This is a genomic window from Leptolyngbya sp. CALU 1928 (assembly GCF_056784215.1).
The window spans coordinates 912563-935847 of sequence record NZ_JBXBCE010000001.1 but is presented as its reverse complement, the minus strand read 5'-3'; the positions used below and the strand labels follow the sequence as shown (position 1 = coordinate 935847).

Below are 23285 nucleotides of genomic sequence, written 5' to 3'. Positions count from 1 at the left end.
GAGCCAATGCCGGGGGACTTCCCCCCGCGCCCCCGCTGCTTGGGGGACTCACTCCCCCACCCCCCCCGCATAAGACAGGGCTGATCTATTGAAGAAAGGAAAAGAGAGCAGGGATATCATGCGCGAGACGACGTAACCCTTGAGTGATGGAGTCAAAGCCATGCTGCCGAAAAAGATTGAGCGCCATTGTGCGAACGATGGCGAAGTTGAGGGGGGCATTGCCATCGCACAAGGGAGAGCAGTCTTCTTGGAGGACGACATCTTTAACCCAATGGAGGCGGTTTTCAATGTGCCAATGTTGGCCAATGCGTTGAGCAAATCCAGCGGCATCTGAGGTTAGAGAACTGATATAGAACAGCGTTTCGCTAAAGGGTCTGTTGGCTCTTGTCCCCACTCGTTCGACTCGAATTAAGCGCTGTATGCCCACCCACTGTGGGTCAATCCCTGTAACCATATCCACCACCGTCACGGTTCGTTTCGTCTGGCGGTCACGCGTCTGTTCGGTTTGGATATTGACGTTAGGGGTTAGAGCTTGCTCAACCTGGGTCTTCACCTGCTCAAATAACTTGGGTTGATTGCCTTTGACCGCAAGGAGATAGTCATTGCCACTGTGGATAATTTGCTCGACTGTTTTTTTGGGTGTGTAAGGCATCAAGGCTAAAGCAGACTCCCTTGAGTTGCAGCGTCTCCAACAACACCTCAACCGTCTTAATCTCACTGGTTTGACGGTTCCGCATCGTCTCTAAGCCCACTACGACTCCTTGAACCACACTGAATGCCGACACGACACTGACAAAATCCTGATAAGACTGGTCGTAGTCGCTCACACTGGCTTTGATGCTTTTGCCATCGGTCGCTAGTTGTTCATGGGGTGCAGGGGCAAAGTGCTCTTGTGCCCAAGCATTGAAGGCTTGAGTAAACGACACAAAGTCCACCCGCACCATGATCCGACGCAGAGTCGATAAACTCGGTAGTCGCTGCCTCGGCAAGTCCAACACGGTTAACAACTCCGATTGATGGCGGGAAACAAAGTCGGCGAGTGGGCGGTATCCTGTGCAGCCACTCATCGTCCCCATCAGGACTAGCAGCAACACCACCCACAACGGATAGTTAGGTTGCGTGCGGAAGTCGCGAATCTGTTGAAGATGTTCAATCAAGCTCATTTGACCCAAGGGCAACGACTTCTCTATTCTCTATTTTCTCCAACCGATAGATCAACCCTGCCCGCATAAGAGTTCTGGGATATAACCCCAGACCAGTGCAACTGCTCTATGCTCAATCGGTAGAACTCCAGTTTGGAGGGAGTTTGAGGGAAGCAACCTTTTTTGCATGTCAGAACACGAGACGAGCTTTGTCTGCTCTGACATGCAAAATCCCTCAATGGGGGTTTGGGGGCATCCCCCCAATGCCTTTAAAGCAGAGAGTTTAGACACTTCCCACTGGTTTACTGAGAGATCAGGAAGACCTGATTCGCATAAAAGGTCTAGAAGACCTGATTCGCATAAAAGGTCTACAGGAGGGGCAATCACAAAACCTGTCCTAGATTTTTGCGATCGCCCCTTTCAATGCCGCAATTCCCGCTTCTGCCACTTCAATATCTTCCTCATCGGTGCCAGAGCCAACCCCGATCGCGCCAACGATTTCGCCATCCACCACAATTGGCAAGCCTCCGGCAATCGTGGCAAAGCGATCGCCCGATGCCAGCGCAATCCCGACTGCCAACTCAAAGGGCAAGTGTCCAGTAGGAAAACTTGTAGATACTGCCGTATACGCCTTTTGAATCGCAGTGAATTGGCTATGCAATTTTGCCCCATCCATCCGCTCAAACACCATCAAATTCCCGCCCCGATCCACCACTGCCACGCATTGCGGAATCCCCATTGCCTCCGCTTTTGCGATCGCCCCCTGCACCACCACCCGCGCCCCACTCACCGACAACTCCGCCACCCGCCGCACATACATACTCATTCCTCTATCCACTCGCCACTCACCGACAACTCCGCCACCCGCCATTTTCCCTACTGCGTTCCCGCATTGCCCAACACGCCTTCCACCAGCCAATTCAGACTCTGTAGCTGGGGATCTTGCAGCGTGTATTGCTTGCCAGCCGGAATCACTACCTTACCTTTGTTATCTTTCAGTTCCCCTTTGAAAATAATCAAGCTGCCATCCAAAAGCTTCGCTCTAGCCGTTTCCACCGCTGTTTTTGCCTCCTGACTAACCGCCGTGCCGTAGGGCGATAGTTTACAGAAGTCATCTTTTAAACCGCCTGCGATAACTGGGGGAATGCCCTTATCCATCAAGGTTTTGCCAGCCCGGAGCATCTCAGCGTAAGTGGTGTAAATTTTGCCCCAGTTCCATTCCACCCCAGTTAAGTAGCCTTTGGGAGCCAAACTTGCCTGATTAATGTGATAACCAATGGAAAACACCCCTCGACTCTCTGCCGTAGTGATCACCGCTTTCAAATTATCCACCCGACTGATCATTACGTCAGCATTTTGATCGATCAGCGTGTTGGTTGCCTCTGCTTCTTTCACAGGCAACGACCAGTCACCTGTGAACACGGTTTGAACCACAATCTTGGGGTTGACGCTGCGGGCACCTAAGGTAAAACTGTTGAGTTCTCGCAGCACTACGGGAATCGCTTTGGGCACAACATAGCCAATTTTGCCAGTTTTGGAGGCATAAGCTGCGACAATTCCGGCAAGATAGGCGGGTTCTGCTAAGTCACTGAAATAGGAACCGACATTTTTGGGATAGGTTGCTTTGTAGGGCTGATTGGCATGGAACAGTTGCACTTGAGGGAATTCGGCGGCAATTTTGAGGCTGTGGGGATTGAAGTAGCCGTAAGACGTGGGAAACAGGGCGATCGCGCCATCCTCATCGATCATCTTCCGCATCGTTTCAGCGGCGGCAGTTGTTTCAGGAATGCTAGCCTCTTCCACAATCTTGATCCAGGGCAACTTTGCCAGCGTAGCCGCCCCTTCTGCATGAGCCTGGTTGTAGCCATAGTCATCTTTAGGTCCTACATAAACAAAGCCCAAAGTGATGATTTTTTCAGTGGGGCTGGGGCTAGAGGACGGTGGTGACGGAGCAGTGCAGCCTGTCCAAAAACGGGATGATGCAGCAAAAGCTCCGGTTGCTAGCAAGCCTCGAATTAGGTTGCGACGGTTAATAGACGAGTGGGAAGAATTAGACATAATGAGTTTTTCTGATTGGGCAGTGGGTTGATTGCTGTCTGCGCTGCACAATATGTTAGTCCCAGCAAATGGGTCGGGCTTAGTATACCCATTGGGGTGAGGAAGTGGACAACACCTGCAAACTAGACCTCCTGCACGAATCTTTTGCCCTCACTCTAAATCTCTCTCTCAAGCCAAAAGCGAGAGGCAATTTTACTTGTAGAACAACTGAAAGCCAATTGGGTGATTTTGGATGACAAGTCTAAAATCTAAAATTGTCCTTCTACAATCTCACTCATTGCGATCTAGAATCTAGAATCGCCATTCTACAATCACCCCCATGTCCCAGCCTACGATCGAATCCATTCTGCACGAAGAGCGCCTGTTTCACCCGACTGCGGACTTTTCCCAGCAAGCTCAGATCAAAAGCTTGGAACAGTACCAACAGCTTTATGACAAGGCAAAAGCTGACCCGCAAGCGTTTTGGGCAGAACTGGCAGCCACCGAACTGCACTGGTTTCAAAAGTGGGACACCGTGTTGGATTGGCAGCCGCCGTTTGCCAAGTGGTTTGTGAATGGCACGATCAACATTTCCTATAATTGCTTAGATCGACACCTGACGACTTGGCGACGCAATAAAGCCGCGTTGATTTGGGAAGGGGAACCGGGCGATTCGCGGACACTGACTTACGCGCAACTGCACCATGAAGTTTGTCAGTTTGCCAATGTGTTGAAACAATTGGGTGTGGAAAAGGGCGATCGCGTGGGGATTTATATGCCGATGATCCCCGAAGCCGCGATCGCCATGCTTGCCTGTGCCCGAATTGGGGCGGTGCATTCCGTTGTATTTGGCGGCTTTAGCGCAGAGGCATTGCGCGATCGCTTGGTGGATGTGCAGGCAAAACTGGTGGTGACCGCAGATGGGGGCTGGCGAAAAGATGCGATCGTCCCGCTCAAAGAACAAGTAGACAAAGCCCTAGCAAACAACAGTGCGCCCAATGTTGAGAACGTGCTGGTAGTGCAGCGGACTCAGCAAACAATTGCCATGGAACCCGGTCGCGACCACTGGTGGCATGACTTGCAAGCCGGAGCCTCTGCCGACTGCCCCGCCGAACCGATGGACAGCGAAGATATGCTGTTTGTCTTGTATACCTCTGGCAGCACAGGCAAACCCAAAGGAGTCGTCCACACCACAGGCGGCTACAACCTCTATACCCACATGACGACTCAGTGGATTTTTGACCTGAAAGACACCGATGTTTACTGGTGTACTGCCGATGTTGGCTGGATTACCGGACACAGCTACATCGTCTATGGTCCCCTTTCCAATGGTGCCACCAGCGTCATGTATGAAGGGGCACCCCGCGCCTCCAATCCGGGCTGCATGTGGGATGTGATTGAAAAGTATGGCGTGAATATTTTTTACACCGCGCCCACCGCTATTCGTGCCTTTATCAAAATGGGTGAACATTTGCCAAATGCTCGTAATCTTGACTCTTTGCGACTTTTGGGCACCGTTGGTGAACCGATTAACCCCGAAGCCTGGATGTGGTATCACCGCATCATTGGCAAAGAGCGCTGCCCAATTGTGGATACCTGGTGGCAAACGGAAACGGGCGGCATTATGATTACGCCGCTTCCTGGCGCAGTGCCCACGAAACCCGGTTCGGCAACGCTGCCATTCCCTGGCATTTTGGCGGATATTGTGGATTTGGATGGCGATCCGGTGCCTGCCAACGAAGGCGGTTATTTAGCCGTGCGTCACCCGTGGCCAGGGATGATGCGAACGGTGTATGGTGACCCCGATCGCTTCCGTCGCACTTACTGGGAACACATTCCGCCTAAAGATGGTGCGTATCTCTACTTTGCGGGAGACGGTGCCCGTCGGGACGAGGACGGCTACTTTTGGGTGATGGGGCGCGTGGATGATGTGATCAACGTGGCAGGTCATCGCCTTGGCACCATGGAGATTGAGTCGGCGCTGGTATCCCATCCGTCAGTAGCAGAAGCCGCTGTAGTTGGCAAACCCGATGATCTGAAGGGGGAAGAAATTGTGGCGTTTGTGACTCTGGAAAACAATGTTATTGCCAGTAATGAGTTGAAAAACGAACTGAAAAAACACGTCGTTCAAGAGATTGGCGCGATCGCCCGCCCCGGTGAAATCAAATTTGCCGATGCTCTGCCCAAAACGCGCTCAGGGAAAATCATGCGTCGGTTACTGCGATCGCTGGCGGCTGGCGAAGAGATTTCTGGCGACACCTCCACCCTAGAAGATCGGAGCGTGTTAGAAAAGCTGCGCGAAGGGTGAGAATTTAGAGTCGGTCAGTTCTATTCACTGGCTGACTCAGGTTCGCGGCTTGTTCCTAAATTCTTACTCGTCAAATTAGCATCTTCATACAGCACATCCATACTCACTTGCAGATTTACACTGGCAAGATTAAGGATGTCGCCCAAATTGAAAGAAAATAGAACCCAATGCCCTGCTTCGTTACGACGAAAGCAATCTACTCGCTGACGCTTTTGGCTGATGAGGACATATTCTTGTAAGCTGTCTAACTGTTGATAATCGGCAAACTTATCGCCCCGGTCAAATCCTTCCGTTGAATCGGATAACACTTCAACAATTAAACAGGGGTGGCATTTATATAAGGAAGTCACCTGATCTCGTTGATCGCACGTCACCATCACATCAGGGGAGTAAAAACAGTTGAGTGTCTCAATTCGAGCTTTGATGTATGAGATAAATATCCGGCAACCGCTGCCGCGCAGGTGATTTTTCAGGACTGCAAACAGGTTTCCCGCGATCGCATTATGAGTATCCGTCCCTCCCGCCATTGCGTAGGTTTGCCCATCTTGATATTCATGCTTGATGGGGCTATTTTCTTCCTTGGCTAAGTATTCTTCTGGAAGAAGGTAGGGAAGATTTTGAATTGCAATCATTCTGAAGAACCTGGATGCTTTAGACGATTGCCCCTATTCTAGAATGCTTCCATAGGCAATAATGATGGCAATAAGTCAATTGCAGTAAAACCCCTCTGCTCTAAAACCTTAAGCAGTTTGCTAATCCTTGAGGGCAGCGATTTCTGGCGACACCTCCACCCTAGAAGATCGGAGCGTGTTAGAAAAACTGCATGAGAGTTAAATGAATATGTGAAGCCTGCAACTTGTGGTAAAAGAGGCTAGAGAGTAGATTCAATTCTTCAATTTATTGCCTGATGACTTCTCAGCCCACCGCGACGCTGAATTTAATGCTAGTGGAAGACGACCCGATATTTCGCCAGGGTCTAACCACTAGCCTCAATTCTTATCCGGATCTACAGATTGCGTTAGAGGCAGATTCAGGTGAGGCGGCGATCGCACGGCTTGTTCAGTGGTTTGAGGAGGGGCGAGCGCTGGATATAATCTTGCTCAGCCTAGATCTCAGGGGTGCAAATGGCGCAAACAATGGGCTGCTGCTGTGTCAGCAACTTAATGCACGATATCCCCAGATTTCGATCCTGCTGCTCAGCACCCTTCCTGATCCGGCAATGCTGGCGGCGGCATTGCAGACAACCGCAATGGGCTACTGTCAAAAAAACACCGCAACGAGAGAAATTGTTCTAATCATCCGTCAAATCGCCGCCGGGTATCCCAACTGGACTCAAGGAATGCGGAGCATTGCCCAAGCGCTGACTCAGTCTACCGTCCCGCATCCTAACCCATCACCTCTTGTGCCGCCGCCCTTGACCGCGCTAGAGGTGATGCGACGAACGATGCGGCTGTCTGGGCTTCAGCAAATTGATGCCGCGATCGCCCAACTCAACGCTCAACTGAGCCGTGCCAATCTTTCGGTACTAGATCAGCTATTTCTAACCGGACGCAGACGGGAATTGCAAACTGCTCGTTGGGTGGTTAATCGGCTGCTCACTTCAGAATCAGAGCGATTTGTAGACCGATTAACAGCATTGTCTGGATCAGTGCCACAACTGAATCAGCCAGCAGGTGCGCGATTTGTGAAACCCTCCCTAGGGGAATCGCAGCCGACCCCACAATCCACTTTGGCAACCCCAGCCATCACGCTCACACCCTACACCAAAATCAGCGTAGACACTGCTTCAGCCAATGACCTACGCAGCATTCAGGCATCCCTATTTGACAACACGTTTGCCAAATTGCAAGGTAATTTACACAATCTGACGGCTTATCCATTAGAGATTGATATTCTCAACGATGACAAAAAGCATGAACTGCTGGCGATCGTCCTGCGGCAGCTAGAAGAAATATTAAACGACCTGCGATTTTCTAATCTTGAGCTAGCACAACTGTTAGAGAAGCGCAGCGCCATACTCCGCAATCTTTGGCAAGCGGTAACGAGTGATTTTTTTGGACGATACACCACATTAACCTTGAGCAATTTCCCAACTGAACCACTACAATCGCCGACTGTCGATGTAGTAGAAGTATTGCTGCTGGATGTTGATATCGTTCAGGTTGATATGCTAGATAAGATTCCCGCCGTCAATGATTTTTTAGCCCATCTGCTGTTTCAAACCCCCTTGCTGATTGACAATACGACCTATGTAGTGGGTTCTGTGGAAGCGATGGCACGGCTGGAAACTTTGCTGCAAAATATCATGATTCAGGTTGCGAATGCAGTGATGCAGCCGTTGCTCAATCGATTTGGAGACGCGATCGCCATCAAGCAAAATTTTTACGATCGCCGCCTGCTCTCCCTCCGTGAAATTGAGCGATTTAGAAATAACCTGTCCTGGAAATATCGTGTAGAACGCTTAGTGGGTGAACCCACCGCTATTTTTGAAAGTCGCCACATCCTGTTGGTATTACAGGATCAGGGGATTACTCAAACCTCTATCTATGCGCCCCGAAATCAAGAGCTTGCAGATTTAACTGGAGTCCGGCTTGCGGTGACCCTGGCATTGGAAACACGAGACGCGATCGCCCCTCGTTTGCAATCGGCAGTCTCCTTTGTCGGCAGTGGCGTAGTCTATGTCCTCACGGAAGTCATCGGGCGCGGCATCGGTTTAATTGGACGCGGCATCATCAAAGGCATCGGCAACGCCCTGCAAGACACCCGCTTTAGCCGCCGATAACCGGTTTTCGCCCTGCGCCATTTTAAGCTTCGTGACAAGTGAGTAAAGCTTCCATCTTTAGCCAATCCTCATCACTGGCAGCTTCCCAAGCCACAACTTCATTTGCCAGATCTGGCTCAATCTTTGTATCGGGTAATGGTATTGAAGAGTGTAGAAACGATCGCCCCTCCGTTAAAAACCGCGATCGCCTATTGTATAGATCGACTGAGAAAGGGCAATCGTTAATTGTAGATATCTCGGCGATGTCCAACTTTGTGAATTGTGATTAGGTGCGCTTCAGTATCAAATGAATAAATCACTCGATAGTCCCCAATTCTAAGCTTGAACAGCCCGCTCAAATCTGCACTTAAGGCTTGAGGAGCCACATTCTCAAAGTTTTCAGACAACCAATAGATCTTACGCAAAATGCGCTCTTGGATCATCGAAGTAAACGCCTGAAGCTCGATCGCTGCTTCTGTTTTAAACTCAACAGCGTAGCTCATTGCCAGGACAATCCCAGCTTTCTTGCAACCTCCTCAGCAGGAATACCCCGCTCTCCCGATTGAGTCTTTCCTAGAGAGTTTAGGAGTTGCTGCTTTACCTCTAGCTTGATGGGTTGATCGTCATCAGAATCGATCAGTAACGATTGAATCGTTTCGGCAACAGTCTCCTGAATCAGTAGCTTAAGTTCGTCTAGCGTTAATTCTTGGACTTGCATAGGACTATTTGCTGAGTGTAATTCATCCATCTTATAAGGTGAGTCTCAAGCCTTCAATCAGTAGTAGTCGTATGATGGTCGATCAATATATTCCCCGGTTTGCCGTAAAGACGGCTGCGTTCAGCAAAATCAGCGTCAACTGTACCTGGACAAATGGCATGAAATTCGGCAGGATGACAATCTACTTATCCATCGTGCTAACTCGCGATCGCGTCATCTGTGAACCAAGCCAAAAAAACTGTTCTGCTCCTTGCCCTGTGTCAGGCGATCGCCATGACGGGCAGCATCGTCTTGTTTACCACTGCGGCATTAATTGGTGCAACCCTCGCCACCGATAAATCTCTCGCGACTTTACCCCTGGCGATTTTGCAATTGGCAACCATGCTCACCACGATTCCAGCGGCATTCATCTTGCAGAAATGGGGACGCAAGCTCGGCTTTATGGTTGGGGTATTGGTTGGGCTAGTGGGCGCAAGTGTGGCAATCTACGCGATTTTTGCTGGCAGTTTCGTTTTGTTTTGTGGGGCAACGTTGCTCTATGGCATCTTCAATGGCTTTGTCGGCTATTACCGTTTCACGGCAGCAGATGTGGCAACGGAGGACTTTCGCAGTCGAGCCATTTCCTGGGTAATCGCCGGGGGCATCATTGCGGCGCTGATCGGCTCTCCCTTGGCAATCTGGACAAAAGACTGGTTGCCCGTCACGTTTGCAGGCGGATTTGTGGCGATCGCCCTACTGCAAGTGTTGACCCTGTTGATCTTAAGCCAGATTGATCTGCCGCCCGTATCGCAACGAAAACAGCAGGACGTGGGGCGCAGTTTAGGCGCGATCGCCCAACAGCCCGTGTTTATCGTGGCAGTGTTGGGCAGCATGATCGGCTATGGTGTGATGACCCTGCTGATGACCGCAACCCCGTTGACCATGGTTGCCAGCCACCATTCCTTTTCCACGGCTGCTTCGGTACTTCAGTGGCATGTGTTGGGCATGTTTACGCCCTCGCTGTTCACCGGATATTTGATTGCTCGGTTCGGTGTGTTGACAATTATTTTGACGGGCATTGGGTTAAACGGGTTATGTGTTGCCATCAATCTCATGGGCACCACTGCACCTCACTTTTTTGCAGCCTTATTACTGCTAGGCATTGGTTGGAACTTGATATTTATCGGCTCCACCACGTTGCTCACCGAAGCCTATACCCCGGCTGAACGGGCGAAGACTCAGGCAACTCACGATTTTCTTATGTCTAGCTTTGTTGCCTTCACCACGTTTTTGTCGGGTCGGCTGCTGAATGAGTGGGGCTGGGCGATCGTCAATTACACCGGACTGGGTCTAATTGGAATTGCCCTGATCGCCTTGCTCTATTTACGACAACAACGCTATGAAAGCCCCTTAGCCTAATAGCCTTAGCCTAGCAATCCGTTTAGCAATCGTTTGGTGCGATCAATGTGATCGGTCATTAGTCGTCTGGCTAAGTCGCCTTGTTGATCACGGATCGCCTCTAGAATCTGTTGATGTTGGGCAGTAGAACTGCGGCAGGCAGCGGGACTATGGGGAATAATTGCCAGCAGATCAGAGAGTTCGGCGTGAATGCCTGCAACCGTGGCAGTCAACCGCTGCGATTGGGTTGCCCTGGCAATCAACAGATGAAATTTAGCATCTAGGTGTCGATGTTCTCCAAACTGTCCTGCGGCTTGCCGCATCTGATTGACTAACGCTTGAAGCTCAGTGATTTGCTGGCTATTTGCCCGTTGGGCGGCGAGTTCTGCAACTCCTGGCTCTACCACTAATCGATAATCTAGAATCTCGCCTAGGGTAAACCCCACCTGCAATAGCTTTTGCTTCAGTTCACCCACGCTCGGCAGCGTTAGGGTGTCAGAGACAAATGTGCCGCCCGTGCGTCCTCGTTTGACGCTCAAAAATCCTTGGGCTGCCAAGACCCGAATCGCCTCTCGCACAGTCGTTCGGCTGACTCCCATAATTTCTGCGAGTTCTCTTTCCGTGGGCAGTTGCTCACCGGGGCGATACAGCCCCATTTTTATCGCCGCACTCAGTCGCTCAACGGTCACTTCATAGGCGTTCACACTGGTCTTAGCCCGTTGAATGATCGTTTCTGCTGCATTCAAGATCTCTAAAGAATAGGAATCGGGGGCTTTTGGGGGGGGCATGGGGATGGTTTGGAGAAAAAATAGTTTGGAGTCAAACAAGCTCAACTGATTTTCTAGTGGAACGTTGACCTAAATCTTTAAAAAGTATAGTGAGCCACATTATTCTAGGATTTAAGGTTTAATATTAGACCTTAAATCTTTAAGATTCAAACTTTAGCAGTGTAGGGGCGATCGCGTCCCACGTTATTGATATACACGCATCATGGAGGGTAGCAGATGGCAAAGGATCAAAAGCCGCGTGGCGTTGCTTATGAGGATGTTGATGACGCTTACCTGGAGCGGCGGCAACTGCGGCGGAGTGCGGGTTGGATTTTGTTATGGGCGTTGGGAGTCGGTGCGGTTATTTCGGGAGAGTTTTCGGGCTGGAATTTGGGATTGGCGGCGGGTGGTTTTTGGGGGTTGGCGATCGCCACCGTGTTCATGGCAATCATGTATGTCTGCATGGTCTTTAGCATCGCTGAAATGTCTTCGGCATTGCCCCATGCGGGGGGATCGTATTCCTTTACTCGCAATGCGTTTGGACCCTTTGGCGGGTTTGTGAATGGTATTACTGATGCGATTGAGTTTGTGCTAACACCTGCTGTAATCGTATATTTCATTGGTGCTTACTTGAATACATTGGAGCCACTCAAAGGAGTGCCAATCCCCGTGTGGTGGGTGTTATTTTATGTGTTTTTTGTGGGGATTAACATTATTGGTGTTGAACTCACCTTAAAGTTAGGACTGTTTATTACGGTGATGGCAGCCAGTGTTTTAGTGATTTTTTATGCAGGTGCGATCGGCAAGTTTGATCCAGCCCTACTCACCAACATTCCTCCCGATCCGGGACAAACTGCCACGTTGCCCAAAGGGACTGCTGGGATTTTTGCCGCCTTGCCCTATGCCATTTGGTTTTTTCTGGGCATTGAGCAACTGCCCCTCGCGGCGGAAGAAGCCCATGATTCCGGTCGCGATGTGCCAAAAGCCTTGATCTGGGGGATTTTCACGTTGTTGATTTTGGCGTTTTTGGTGTTGTTTCTCAACTCTGGCGTTGCCCCTGGAGCCGAGGGCATTGGCAAATCGGGCGCACCCTTGGCAGATGGCTTGCGGACGGTGTTTGGTGCAGGCATTTTCACCGATGCACTGATTTTGATTGCGATTAGCGGTTTGATTGCCAGTTTTCACACCATTATTTATGGCTATGGACGGGTGTTGTTTTCCCTATCCCGCGCTGGTTATATTCCCCGTTGGCTCTCGCTTACCGGGCGATTCAATACACCTGCCCTTGCGTTAATTGCGGGTGGAGTGATTGGGCTTGCTTGCGCGGCAACCATTCAGTTTGCAGGTAAAGAAGTGGGGGCAGCATTGCTGAATATGGCGGTGTTTGCGGCGGTGATTTCCTACTTTTTGAATATGTTGAGCTACATCCAGTTAAAGCTGAACCGTCCCGATTTGCCGCGCCCCTATCAAAGTCCCCTAGGCATTACAGGGGCGATAGTGGGTGCAGTGTTGTCGTTGATTGCGCTGCTGGCATGTTTTGCTGATCCAGGATACCGTCCGGGAGTCTGGGGGGTGGCACTCTTTGTCGGTGTGATGGTGGTGTATTTCTTCTTATATTCGCGGCATAAGCTGGTTGCCAGAGCGCCGGAGGAAGAAAATGCGTTGTTAACCCGCGCCCTGCAAGAAATTGAGCAGCCTGATGTTCTGTCCAAGTAGTTTAGCGTGATGTTACAGGGTTGGTTTTTATGGGCTTAATGGTGCCAATCACGGAGCATTTACTGATTGGGGGCGATCGCTGTCCGTCTGTGTCCGGCAAGCAGTTTGATCTGACTGATCCGGCAACGGGGGAGGTGTGGGCAGCGATCTCGGCGGGGGATGCCGCTGATGTGGATATGGCGGTGCAGTCTGCTGATCGGGCGCGGACTCCCTGGCGCAAGGTCAACTCCCGCGATCGCACTCGTCTATTGTTGCGTCTCGCCGATTTAATTCGGGTCAACTTGGAACCCCTGGCACGACTGGAAAGCCGCAATGCAGGTAAACCAATTCGAGATGCCCGCGATGAAGTGAATTTGGCGGCGGATTGCTTTGAATACTACGCGGGCGCGATCAATAAAGTCGGCGGACAGACAATTCCGGTGGCGGCAGCGGGCACCAGCCTGACGTTTCGTGAACCGATTGGGGTGTGCGGGCTAATTGCACCCTGGAACTTTCCGATCGCGATCGCGGCGTGGAAACTGGCTCCAGCCTTGGCAATGGGCAACACGATCGTCCTCAAGCCTGCCTCTCAAACTCCGTTAACGGCGTTGCGGTTGGGTGAACTGGCGTTGGAAGCGGGAATTCCGCCGGGCGTGTTGAATGTGGTGACGGGTAGCGGTGCGATCGCTGGCGATGCCTTAGTGCGTCATCCTTTAGTGCGAAAAATTTCTTTCACGGGTTCCACGGAGGTGGGCGTTCAGGTGATGAAACTGGCAGCGGAAGATATCAAGCGTGTGACGCTGGAGTTGGGCGGCAAGTCTGCCAACCTGATTTTCGCCGATGCCGATTTAGACTTGGCAGTGCCGAAATCCATGTGGAGCGTCCTCGGCAATGCGGGACAAGATTGCTGCGCCCGATCGCGGATTTTAGTGGAGCGTCCGATCTATGACCAGTTTTTGACCCAACTCACCCAACAGTTCCAATCCCTCAAAATTGGCTTGCCTCTGGAAGAATCGACGGAAATTGGTTGCCTGATTTCCGCTGCCCATCGCGATCGCGTCGCTGACTATATCTCTATTGGCAAAGCGGAGGGTGCCACATTGGTCTGGGGCGGCACAATTCCTACGGCTCCTCATCTCGCCCAAGGAGCCTATTTAGTCCCGGCTATTTTTGCGGATGTTCAGCCCACTATGCGGATTGCCCAAGAAGAGATTTTTGGTCCGGTAGTCTGTGTCATGCCCTTTGATACGGAAGCAGAGGCGATCGCGATCGCCAACGATAGTCTCTATGGCTTATCCGGTTCCATCTGGACGCGGGATATTGGTCGGGCATTGCGAGTGGCACGGGCGATCGAAACAGGCGTTTTATCCATCAACACGGGGCACAGCGTCCACTTGGAAGCCCCCTTTGGCGGAGTCAAACGCAGCGGCTTAGGACGAGAGCTAGGCATGGCAGTGTTAGACCACTACAGCGAATTCAAAAGCATTTTTATTGCGGAATAGTTCTTCACGCGATGTACAACTTTCCTGATCGCCCTCACCCTAAATCCCTCTCCTAGAGCGGGAGAGGGACTTTCATCACCACAAACCCAACTACCACAAACTAACCCCTATGACACAACCCAAGGTTCGCGGGATGCTGACTGTCGAAACCCTTAAGCAACTGGTCGAAACGGAAGAAATTGAAACCGTGCTGACGGTGTTTCCCGATCTGTATGGACGGCTGATCGGTAAGCGGATTACGGGCGATTATTTCATCCACGATGTCCTATCTGCTGGGGTTCATGCCTGCGATTATCTACTGGCGTGTGACATGGAAATGGACCCTGTACCGGGCTATCAGTTCACCAGTTGGGCAAGCGGCTACGGCGATTTTCGGTTGATTCCTGACTTGACCACACTGCGACGCGCTTCCTGGCTAGAGAAGACCGCGATCGTCCTCTGCGATGTGCTGAATGAAGAGGAAGATATTCCCGTGAGCATGGCTCCGCGCAATATTTTGCGAAAACAAGTGGAAGCGGCGCAAGCATTGGGCTATACCGCCATGGGTGCCTCCGAATTGGAACTCTATGTTTTCTCTGATTCCTATGAAGAGGCGCGTCGTAAAAACTATCACGACTTACAGCCCATTGGTCACTACATCGAGGATTACCACATCTTTCAGGGTACAAAAGAAGAATTTGTGATTGGGGCGATTCGTAAACATCTCGATCGCTCCGGCATTCCAGTTGAGTTTTCTAAGGGCGAATGGGGACCAGGGCAGCAGGAAATTAACCTGCGCTACACCAATTTTTTGGAAATGTGCGATCGCCATGTGTTGTACAAACATTTGGCAAAAGAAATTGCATGGCAAAACAATGTTGCAGTCACTTTCATGGCGAAATGGGATGAACGCTATGCTGGCTCCAGTATGCATATCCACGCCAGCTTGTGGGATAGCGTTGGGAAAGCCATTTTTCCGGGCGAAGAACCGTTTGGAGCCGTTCATAGTTCGCCGCAGTTCCGCTGGTTTTTGGGCGGCTGGATGGCACATATCCGCGAAATCTTTGCTTTTTTCGCACCCTATCCCAGTTCCTATAAGCGCTATGTGGCGGGTTCCTTTGCCCCCACGAGCATTGCCTGGTCTTATGACAACCGTACTGCTGGCTTCCGGGTGCTGGGGCATGGTGACGCTCTGCGGCTAGAATGTCGTGCTCCTGGTGCGGATGCCAATCCCTACTTGGCGTTTGCGGTTGCTCTGGCAGCGGGGCTAGATGGCATTCGCAACCAAATTGAACCGCCCGCGATGTTTGAAGGGGATGTCTATGCGGCGCAGAATCTGCCCCAGGCTCCTTCTAGCCTGAATGAATCAATCGCTGAATTGGAGAAAAGCACTTGGGCGAGAGAGGTGTTGGGTGACGACGTGGTAAATCACTTTTTGCACTTTTTTCGGACGGAGCAGCGCAAGTTTGATGAAGTGGTGACGAGTTGGGAGCGATCGCGCTACTTTGAGCGAGCTTAGAAAGGCGTTTCGACTTCGCTCAACGCACCTATTTCGAGATATCAACTATTGAAGAGACAATGATCATGCGTTTACAGAATAAAGTCGCCCTAATTACCGGAGCCGCCAGTGGCATTGGGCGCGAATCGGCGCTACTCTATGCCAAAGAAGGGGCAAAAGTCGTGGTTTGCGACCTGAATGAAACTGCTGGAACCGACACCGTGCAGCAAATTCAGGCGCAGGGAGGCGAGGCAATTTTTGTCAAAGCCGATGTGTCTAAAACTGCCGACGTGAAGGCTATGATCGAGGCGGCAGAAACCACTTATGGACAACTCAATGTGTTGTTCAACAACGCCGGAATCTTTCATGCCAGGGATGGCTCGGTCTTGGACACCGATGAAGACATTTGGGATTTGACGATGAATGTCAACCTTAAAGGGGTGTTTTTGGGCTGTAAGTATGGCATTCCCGCCCTGCTGCGATCGGGGGGTGGCTCCGTTATCAACACGGCATCCTTTGTCGCGGTTATGGGTGCAGCCACGCCCCAAATTGCCTACACCGCTAGCAAAGGCGGCGTATTATCCCTCACCCGCGAAATTGCTGTGGAATTTGCCCGTCAAAACATCCGTGCCAATGCCCTCTGTCCTGGTCCGGTGCAAACGCCGTTGCTCGACGAGTTACTAGCAGACCCAGCGCGACGGCAGCGACGATTGGTTCATATTCCGCCTGGACGGTTTGCTCAAGCCCACGAGATCGCTCAAGCGGCACTTTTTCTTGCCAGCGATGAATCTGCTTTTGTGAATGGCTCTACATTCTTAGTCGATGGAGGGATTACGGCTGCCTATGTTACCCCAGAATAGTGCGATCGCCCCCATCATCGGCATCACCACCTATAGCCGCAATGAAGCGGGTGAAGTGTCTCTCCCTGGCGCTTATCTGGATGCCGTGCAGCTTGCGGGTGGCATTCCCATTTTGCTGCCGCCTCATCGAGCATCGGTAGATCGAATTCTAGAAAAAATTGATGGGCTAATTCTCACGGGTGGTGGCGATATCGATCCGGCGCTGTATGGCGGAGTCGATCATCCAACAATTTATCTAGTCGATGCCGAACGGGATGGGTTTGAATTCGCCTTAGCCCAAGCTGCTTTAGCGAGTCAGGTGCCCATCCTGGGAATTTGTCGAGGAATGCAGATGTTGAGTGTGGCAAGTGGGGCGATGCTGGTTCCCCATGTGCCAGAGGTATACGGAGACGCGATCGCCCATCGCCTCGATAATCCCCGTCGCCCGATTCATCATCCCGTGCAGATTGATATCAACAGTCGCCTAGCTACAATCATGCAAGAAACTCAGATCGATGTCATGTCCTGGCATCATCAAGCCATCAAAACCGTGCCCGACGGGTGGTGCTGTATGGCAAACGCTGCTGACGGATTACCGGAAGCGATCGCCTGTCTACATCATCCTTGGGCGATCGGGGTGCAGTGGCATCCAGAACTCTCGCCCGAAGACTTAGCCCATCAGCGGCTTTTTCAGGCGTTGATTGCAGCCAGTGGAGCAGCGATCGCAAAGTTTTGAGTTCTGAGTTCTGAGTTTTGATCCATTTAGACTGAGCAAAACTTTTCGACGCAGCGAACGAAGATTTCTACGCCCATGCTGAGAGCAGTTTCGTCAAAGTCGAAGCGGGGGTGATGGTGGGGATAGGCGAGTCCTTTGGCGGCGTTGGCGGAACCCAAGAAGAAGTAACAGCCAGGAACTTCTTGTAAGAAGAAAGACATATCTTCGCCGCCCATGGTTTGACATTCGGGCACCACGCCGATCGCCGATTCCACTACATCCTCGGCAACAGAGCGCACGAGATCCGCGATCGCGCCATCATTGATCACCGGGGGATATAGTTCCCAGTAATGTAGGTCGTAAGTAGCACCCTGACTCTCACACACGCCCTTAATGACCTGCTCCATTCGCTTACTAAAATAGCCTTTGTAGAGCGGATTAAAATAGCGCACAGTCCCGCCCATTTTGGCACTGTCGGCAATCACGTTATGCGCCGTGCCTGCATGAAATTCGCCCACGGTCACCACGGCTGAATCGATCGGGTTGACATTACGTGCCACGATCGCTTGCAGGGCATTCACGACCTGCGACCCGACCACCACAGAATCAATCGTCTGTTGTGGAATGGCACCATGTCCGCCCTTGCCCTGAATTACACAGTCAAAGCATTCCACCGCCGCCATTAGCGCTCCAGTGCGAACCCCGACCGTACCCAAGGGCAATTGGTTCCACAGATGCAATCCGATAATGGCATCCACATCCGGATTTTTCAGCACTCCTGCTTCCACCATCGGTTCCGCACCACCTAAGCCTTCTTCGGCGGGTTGAAAGATAATTTTTACCGTGCCTGCAAAGTCGTCTCGATGGTGCGACAGGTAATAGGCGGTGCCTAAGGCGATCGCCGTGTGCCCATCATGACCGCAGGCGTGCATTACGCCGTCATGCTGCGATTTATAAGGCACCGCATTGAGTTCCTGAATCGGCAATGCATCCATATCGGCTCGAATGGCAAACACTTTTCCCGGACGGGTGCCGTGAATCGTTGCGACAATTCCCGTTTTGGCAATCCCGGTTTCGTGTTCAATGCCCCATTCTTGCAGCTTTTGTGCGACGAACTCCGCTGTCAAAAATTCCTGGAAACCCAACTCTGGCTTTTGATGCAGTCGTCGTCGCCACTCTACAATTTGGGGTTGGAGTGTTTGAATGGCGACACGAATGCGGGACGTATTGATGGAGAGCGGAGTTAACGGAGTAGAAACCATGGCTAAACAATTTTTTTATATATGAAAAGTAGGTGCTGCGGATGCCTCTTTCTATAGAGTAACGAGTTATGCTTTGGCTCAACCGCGATCGCCAAAATCTCTTTACCAGCTCAATGCATAAAGATCCCGCGTTTCAACCGGGGGGAGATGAGCGCGTACCGAATTGATTCGGTCTTAAAGAAACCTCCGAAGTCAATCAACCGTGATGCGGATCGTGGATGTAGGGTGCATCCCAGTTTTGCAAGTCTCCTACGCCGATTCGGGTCAGCTTACACCGAGGTGTTCCCCAGCAAGCGGCATCAAAGTGTGGGCAAGGATAGTGGCAAAACCAGTTATGTTGAGCGATTTAGTTGCACCTTACGCCAACGGGTGTGTCATTTGCTCAGGAAAACGCGATCGCTTTCCCAGAAGTTTAGAGAATCATATTGGGGCAATCTGGTACTTTGTTCACCACCACAATGAATCCTGACTTGTCTAGCACTACCCAAGTCTTAAATCGCTCGGATAAAACCATATTTTGTTAATTTGCTCTCAAGTTAACGCCCAAACTGGGAGCCGGTGGAGAAACCTGAAAAAAGCCAAGCGGATCTTCGTCTCTAGAATGCTGAGTCGGAGTACGAATCAGATTGTCAGGTAGCCCAATTCCAGTTAGGGGTGATTTCCTCACCCTAGGTTGAATTGAATTCACTACATCATTCAGCTTATTAGTTTGAGTCAAGGGTTTACTTGGGGTAGCAGAACTTGGCTGCTTGATAGAAATTGGTTCAGGGGTTAAAAAATCAATGGAGCGTCCCTGAGATGGGGTTGTGGGATAGGTTTCCTGAGCGGTAGCCGTAACAGCCATTGCGATCGCCCCTGTAAAACCAAATAAAACAGATAGGTATTTCATCATATGTTTGACAATAAATTTCAATCCAACAGGATTAGCTAGAAAAAATAGGTGCGATCTTAGATCTCAAACTCTTTATGGGCTGATTCTTGACGCTTTAGAGGCATATGCAAGCTGTTGTGTTCTTGCAGATGTCCGTACTATATATTAACAGTTTCAGACAGAGCGATTTAGAGTAAGTCCACCATCGATTGAAGAATATCTTTTAACCCTGCCCATTCTTGGTAAGCGGCACTGTCCGCGATCGCCATGACTGGAGATTAGGTAGCTATTGAACTACTCTAGATTTCAAAAATATTTAGCCAAATATTTTAGCCACCACGCCACTATTGCCCCGCATCCTATCATGTTCTTTCCACCCAAACGGATACTGAGCCGCCATTACAGCAAAAATCGCCCCAGCCATGTTCATTGGTGCGGACGGGTTCAGCCACATGCTCCGTAATGTCATGAAAAACTGCATTGGATCGACACACTTCCATCCACTTGCTGCCCCCCGCACCATCGCTCATGATCACTGCCATTGCTTTAGAGTCGTGGTTGCATAAGCGCGTCCAGCCAATGCAATCGGGATGATCAAAATAGTCATATTGGGCACCGTAAGCAAAATGGTGACGGGCGTAGAGAAACTTGTCAATCAGCCAGCGATGGGAATTGAGCCAAACCTCGTGTTCTTTGCCGTCTTGCCCTTTGTCGTGATAGTGCGCTCCGTAGTAATCGGCATAAAACACGCAGGGATAGCCTTCTCGGCGTAGCAAGATCAACGCATAGGCGAGAGGCTTAAACCAGGGTTCCACCACTGATTCCTGTAGTTGCAAGGGTTGGGAGGTGTGGCTTTCTACAAAGGTGACTGCCAAACTGGGCTGCTCTCGCATTAAGCTACCGTTCAAAATGCGACGCATATCAAAATTGCCGCTTGCACGGCTGGCGCGGTGAAAGTTGTAGTGTAGCGGTACATCAAATAGGGAAAGCTGCCCGTCAGTTTGATGAATAAATTCATGGAGCGATTCCACATCATCCGCCCAGTAGTCTCCCACGGCAAACACTTCACGGTTGGCAAAGCGGCGGATATGGGCGAGCCATTCCAAACAGAACGCAGCCCGAATGTGAGCGATCGCGTCTAGCCGAAATCCATTCACGCCTGTAGTGTCTAAAACCCATTCGCCCCAGTGCTTCAAGGCTACTTGCACTTTAGGATGGGTGGTGTCGATCGCGCAGGATGTTGAAAAAACTTCCAATTGATAACGCGGATCAACCTCTGTTTCAAATTCCTTATCTTTGAGCCGATAAAAGGTGCGATTCGTGAAACGTTCGTGAAGCGTCTCCGTAGCTCTTGTTTCCCGCAGGGTAGGAGAATCCCTCTGGGAATCGCCCAGTTTGTCTAGATTGTGATGCACACAATCAAAATGTCGTTTGTGCCAGGTCATGTCGGAATATTTGCCGTTCCGACCTGGAAAGTTAAACTGGCTAAGAATTTGAATCGTTTGGCTAGGTGTCATTCCGACAGGAATTGCTTCGCGCAAAGCCCATTGATCGTCCACTCGCCCAGCGATCGCTTCTGCCACTTCTGCTCCATCTCCCCCCGTTTTATGACTCAGAACGGCATCCGCATATACCTGTAGTCCATACTGTTGGGCTGATTGGATTGCTTCTAAGTATTGCTCACGAGTGCCGTACTTAGTGCGAACAGTGCCTTTTTGATCAAACTCACCCAAGTCAAACAAATCATAGGCAGTGTAGCCCATATCCTGAATCCCCTCGCTGCCCTTATGGGCGGGCGGCAGCCAAAGTGCCGTAAACCCCGCATCTGCCAGATCTTTGACCTGATTTTTCAGGGTATCCCAGTGGGTTCCATCGTTGGAACTATGCGCCTGGAAGTACTGCATTATCACACCATTGATTTCTGTCATGCGGTTGCCTTGAATAGGTGAGGTTAGAGCTAAAAAAACGATTTATCCGTTTCTCAATTGTGCCTTACAGGATTTGTAGTCCTTGAAATAGTCCCCAGCAAACGCCTGTAAGAAACTCGAAATCCAATGTTTCCAGGCGATCGCTGGGCTGATGATAGTGAGGATTTCGCATAAATGCCGTATCCGTGACCATAATCGCTCGGTAGCCACAATCCCAGAAGGGAGAATGATCACTGAGTCGTGTCGAGGGAATGAATTGCCCTGCCACGCCTGCGGGAAGCCATTGAGCCGGAGTTCCCACAGTACAGATGGCGCGGTGTAGATGGATCAAATCGGGAATAGTAGATGCGTTGCCAATCAGCGCGATAAAATCGCCGCGATCGGGATAAAACTGCTTCAAACCGGGCGGATAGGTTTGAGAATTAGGTTCGTTGCTGCAATACCCTAGCATCTCTAGAGACAACATCAGCCGCAAGGGTTGGTCTTGCTGATGCATCTCTGCCGCATATTGACTGCTGCCGACCATGCCATATTCTTCCAAATCAAAGGCAATCAGGCGCACCGGATAGCGAGCAGGCTTGGCAGAAAATAAGCGCGCCAGTTCTAGTAGAGCAGCAACTCCCGTGGCGTTATCATCTGCCCCGACGGTTCCGGGCACTGCGTCGTAGTGGGCACCCAGGATCATCGGCGGCTGATGGGCGAATTTTGGCTGCGCTGGCAGATTCAAAACGAGATTGGTGTGGGTCAGTCCGCGATGGCTGAAGGTGTGGTTTTCCACGGTGCCCCATTGCTGAAGCTGGTCGTGAATATACTGCTGTACATAAAAATGCCCAGCCGTTGCCAGGTATGGATCACGCTCTCGCACAATTTCTAGCAAGTGCGATCGCAGCCGATCTTGCAAATCATTCCTGTCCACCATACACTCGCCCTTAAACAAATTCACCCTGGGCAACCAAAATCACTCTGCCGCCTACGGATACCTCAATCCTAGCCTCTATTTTTGCTGCCTGGAGCAAAATTAAGGAGGGTCTGCCCATTTCGTAGCCTTGCTCCACTCGTGCCGTAACGATTGGCGTTCCTAAATATTCATACTGCGCGAGATATCCGGCAAAACAGCCATTGGCGCTGCCTGTTGCCGGATCTTCGGGAATGCCGAGAGCGTGGGCAAACATCCGGGCGCTGAAGTGATTAGCCGGATCACGAACCTCTGGACAAAAGCAAAAAATCATCTTGGCTTCGAGTGGATCAAGCAAGGCAAGCAGGCGATCGCGGTTAACCTGAATCCGCTGCAATGCCTCCAACGTTTTGAGCGGCACGATAATGAATGGAACGCCCGTTGACACTTCTTGAATCGGGAAGCGGAGATCGATGTCGCTGATGTCTAGACCGAGAACTGGCGCGATCGCGTCCGGCGCAATCTTTTCACCAAAAATAGGCGGATTTTGTTTCATCCACAGCACATCCGGCAAGCCATTTTCATAGAGAATCCGCACCGGAATTTGCCCCACTGCTAGATTCAAAATCACCGTGTCCATCGCTTGTTGAATCACTTTTTGCTGCAAAACAAACGCGGTTCCCAGAGTTGGATGCCCCGCAAACGGCAACTCCTGCACAGGCGTAAAAATTCGCACCGGATAGCCCCCCGCTTCTGGCTGCAACGACATGATAAACGTCGTTTCCGAAAAGTTAATCTCCTGCGCGATCTGTTGCATTTCTGCCGTGGAGCGATCGCCCGCAGGCAGAAAAACCGCCAATTGATTCCCGGCATACTTCGTTTCTGCAAACACATCCACACTGTAAAAAGGCTGGTTGGGCATAATTTTAAGTTTTGAGTTTTGAATTTTAAGTTTTGAATTTTGAGTTTTGAATTTTAAGTTTTGAGTTTT

General features: G+C 50.9%; 19 protein-coding genes and 2 pseudogenes. 9 read left to right on the top strand and 12 right to left on the bottom strand.

Features of this window, described 5'->3' with window-relative positions; translation table 11 throughout:
- Window positions 1–85: 85 nt before the first annotated feature.
- From AC1S5B_RS04245 to AC1S5B_RS04235, 3 genes and pseudogenes are all read right to left on the bottom strand, one after another.
- A pseudogene (locus AC1S5B_RS04245) lies at window positions 86–1163 on the bottom strand (ISAs1 family transposase).
- A 376-nt stretch (window positions 1164–1539) separates the two neighbouring features.
- Window positions 1540–2013 (bottom strand): GlcG/HbpS family heme-binding protein, encoded by a 474-nt coding sequence (locus AC1S5B_RS04240; protein ID WP_482034458.1) that lies wholly within the window; start codon window positions 2011–2013, stop codon window positions 1540–1542.
- 5 nt (window positions 2014–2018) lie between these two features.
- Window positions 2019–3200 carry a BMP family ABC transporter substrate-binding protein gene (locus AC1S5B_RS04235; RefSeq protein ID WP_482034457.1) on the bottom strand — a complete coding sequence of 394 codons (1182 nt, stop codon included), beginning with the start codon at window positions 3198–3200 and terminating at the stop codon, window positions 2019–2021.
- Window positions 3201–3519: 319 nt separating this feature from the next.
- On the opposite strand from AC1S5B_RS04235, the gene acs reads away from it, so the two are divergent.
- The gene (acs, locus tag AC1S5B_RS04230; RefSeq protein WP_482034456.1) at window positions 3520–5487 is read left to right on the top strand and encodes an acetate--CoA ligase; all 1968 of its coding nucleotides are present in this window, start codon (window positions 3520–3522) and stop codon (window positions 5485–5487) included.
- Window positions 5488–5507: 20 nt separating this feature from the next.
- Here acs and AC1S5B_RS04225 read toward each other — a convergent pair whose 3' ends face one another.
- Complete coding sequence (locus AC1S5B_RS04225) at window positions 5508–6119, bottom strand: Uma2 family endonuclease (protein WP_482034455.1); 612 nt, start codon at window positions 6117–6119, stop codon at window positions 5508–5510.
- A gap of 275 nt (window positions 6120–6394) precedes the next feature.
- Here AC1S5B_RS04225 and AC1S5B_RS04220 point away from each other — a divergent pair, with 275 nt between their 5' ends.
- Window positions 6395–8269 (top strand): DUF3685 domain-containing protein, encoded by a 1875-nt coding sequence (locus AC1S5B_RS04220; protein WP_482034454.1) that lies wholly within the window; start codon window positions 6395–6397, stop codon window positions 8267–8269.
- A gap of 221 nt (window positions 8270–8490) precedes the next feature.
- On the opposite strand, the gene AC1S5B_RS04215 is transcribed toward AC1S5B_RS04220, so the two are convergent.
- Both AC1S5B_RS04215 and AC1S5B_RS04210 read right to left on the bottom strand, forming a co-directional pair.
- Window positions 8491–8751 carry a type II toxin-antitoxin system RelE family toxin gene (locus tag AC1S5B_RS04215; RefSeq protein ID WP_482034453.1) on the bottom strand — a complete coding sequence of 87 codons (261 nt, stop codon included), beginning with the start codon at window positions 8749–8751 and terminating at the stop codon, window positions 8491–8493.
- Window positions 8748–8966 carry a hypothetical protein gene (locus AC1S5B_RS04210; RefSeq protein WP_482034452.1) on the bottom strand — a complete coding sequence of 73 codons (219 nt, stop codon included), beginning with the start codon at window positions 8964–8966 and terminating at the stop codon, window positions 8748–8750. Before AC1S5B_RS04210 ends, AC1S5B_RS04215 begins: the two co-directional genes overlap by 4 nt.
- Before the next feature lie 219 nt (window positions 8967–9185).
- Between AC1S5B_RS04210 and AC1S5B_RS04205 the strand changes: the two genes are divergently transcribed.
- On the top strand, window positions 9186–10364 hold the full coding sequence (locus tag AC1S5B_RS04205; RefSeq protein ID WP_482034451.1) for an MFS transporter: 1179 nt from the start codon (window positions 9186–9188) through the stop codon (window positions 10362–10364).
- Between the two features lie 5 nt (window positions 10365–10369).
- Here AC1S5B_RS04205 and AC1S5B_RS04200 read toward each other — a convergent pair whose 3' ends face one another.
- The gene (locus AC1S5B_RS04200; RefSeq protein ID WP_482034450.1) at window positions 10370–11131 is read right to left on the bottom strand and encodes a FadR/GntR family transcriptional regulator; all 762 of its coding nucleotides are present in this window, start codon (window positions 11129–11131) and stop codon (window positions 10370–10372) included.
- A gap of 216 nt (window positions 11132–11347) precedes the next feature.
- Between AC1S5B_RS04200 and eat the strand changes: the two genes are divergently transcribed.
- The 5 genes from eat to AC1S5B_RS04175 all read left to right on the top strand — a co-directional run bounded on the left by eat (window position 11348) and on the right by AC1S5B_RS04175 (window position 17359).
- Complete coding sequence (eat, locus tag AC1S5B_RS04195; RefSeq protein ID WP_482034449.1) at window positions 11348–12826, top strand: ethanolamine permease; 1479 nt, start codon at window positions 11348–11350, stop codon at window positions 12824–12826.
- Window positions 12827–12855: 29 nt separating this feature from the next.
- Window positions 12856–14307, top strand: a complete 1452-nt coding sequence (locus AC1S5B_RS04190; protein ID WP_482034448.1) for an aldehyde dehydrogenase family protein — start codon at window positions 12856–12858, stop codon at window positions 14305–14307.
- 109 nt (window positions 14308–14416) lie between these two features.
- Window positions 14417–15805, top strand: coding sequence for a glutamine synthetase family protein (locus tag AC1S5B_RS04185; protein ID WP_482034447.1), 1389 nt, complete (start codon window positions 14417–14419; stop codon window positions 15803–15805).
- Between the two features lie 65 nt (window positions 15806–15870).
- Window positions 15871–16644, top strand: coding sequence for a glucose 1-dehydrogenase (locus AC1S5B_RS04180; protein ID WP_482034446.1), 774 nt, complete (start codon window positions 15871–15873; stop codon window positions 16642–16644).
- A complete protein-coding gene (locus tag AC1S5B_RS04175) occupies window positions 16628–17359 on the top strand; it encodes a gamma-glutamyl-gamma-aminobutyrate hydrolase family protein (protein WP_482034445.1) in 732 nt (243 codons plus the stop codon). The genes AC1S5B_RS04180 and AC1S5B_RS04175 overlap by 17 nt, the downstream gene beginning before the upstream one ends.
- 26 nt (window positions 17360–17385) lie before the next feature.
- On the opposite strand, the gene AC1S5B_RS04170 is transcribed toward AC1S5B_RS04175, so the two are convergent.
- On the bottom strand, window positions 17386–18600 hold the full coding sequence (locus AC1S5B_RS04170) for a M20 family metallopeptidase (protein ID WP_482034444.1): 1215 nt from the start codon (window positions 18598–18600) through the stop codon (window positions 17386–17388).
- Window positions 18601–18858: 258 nt separating this feature from the next.
- On the opposite strand from AC1S5B_RS04170, the pseudogene AC1S5B_RS04165 reads away from it, so the two are divergent.
- A pseudogene (locus tag AC1S5B_RS04165) lies at window positions 18859–19069 on the top strand (IS1 family transposase); the annotation flags it as partial.
- Window positions 19070–19120: 51 nt separating this feature from the next.
- Here the strand turns inward: AC1S5B_RS04165 and AC1S5B_RS04160 are convergent.
- From AC1S5B_RS04160 to AC1S5B_RS04145, 4 genes are all read right to left on the bottom strand, one after another.
- Window positions 19121–19492: a hypothetical protein gene (locus tag AC1S5B_RS04160; RefSeq protein ID WP_482034443.1), complete on the bottom strand. Its 372-nt coding sequence runs from the start codon at window positions 19490–19492 to the stop codon at window positions 19121–19123.
- A 341-nt stretch (window positions 19493–19833) separates the two neighbouring features.
- On the bottom strand, window positions 19834–21399 hold the full coding sequence (locus AC1S5B_RS04155; protein WP_482034442.1) for an alpha-amylase: 1566 nt from the start codon (window positions 21397–21399) through the stop codon (window positions 19834–19836).
- A gap of 64 nt (window positions 21400–21463) precedes the next feature.
- On the bottom strand, window positions 21464–22318 hold the full coding sequence (locus tag AC1S5B_RS04150; protein WP_482034441.1) for a M28 family peptidase: 855 nt from the start codon (window positions 22316–22318) through the stop codon (window positions 21464–21466).
- 10 nt (window positions 22319–22328) lie between these two features.
- A complete protein-coding gene (locus AC1S5B_RS04145) occupies window positions 22329–23216 on the bottom strand; it encodes a PhzF family phenazine biosynthesis protein (RefSeq protein ID WP_482034440.1) in 888 nt (295 codons plus the stop codon).
- Between the last annotated feature and the right edge of the window lie 69 nt (window positions 23217–23285).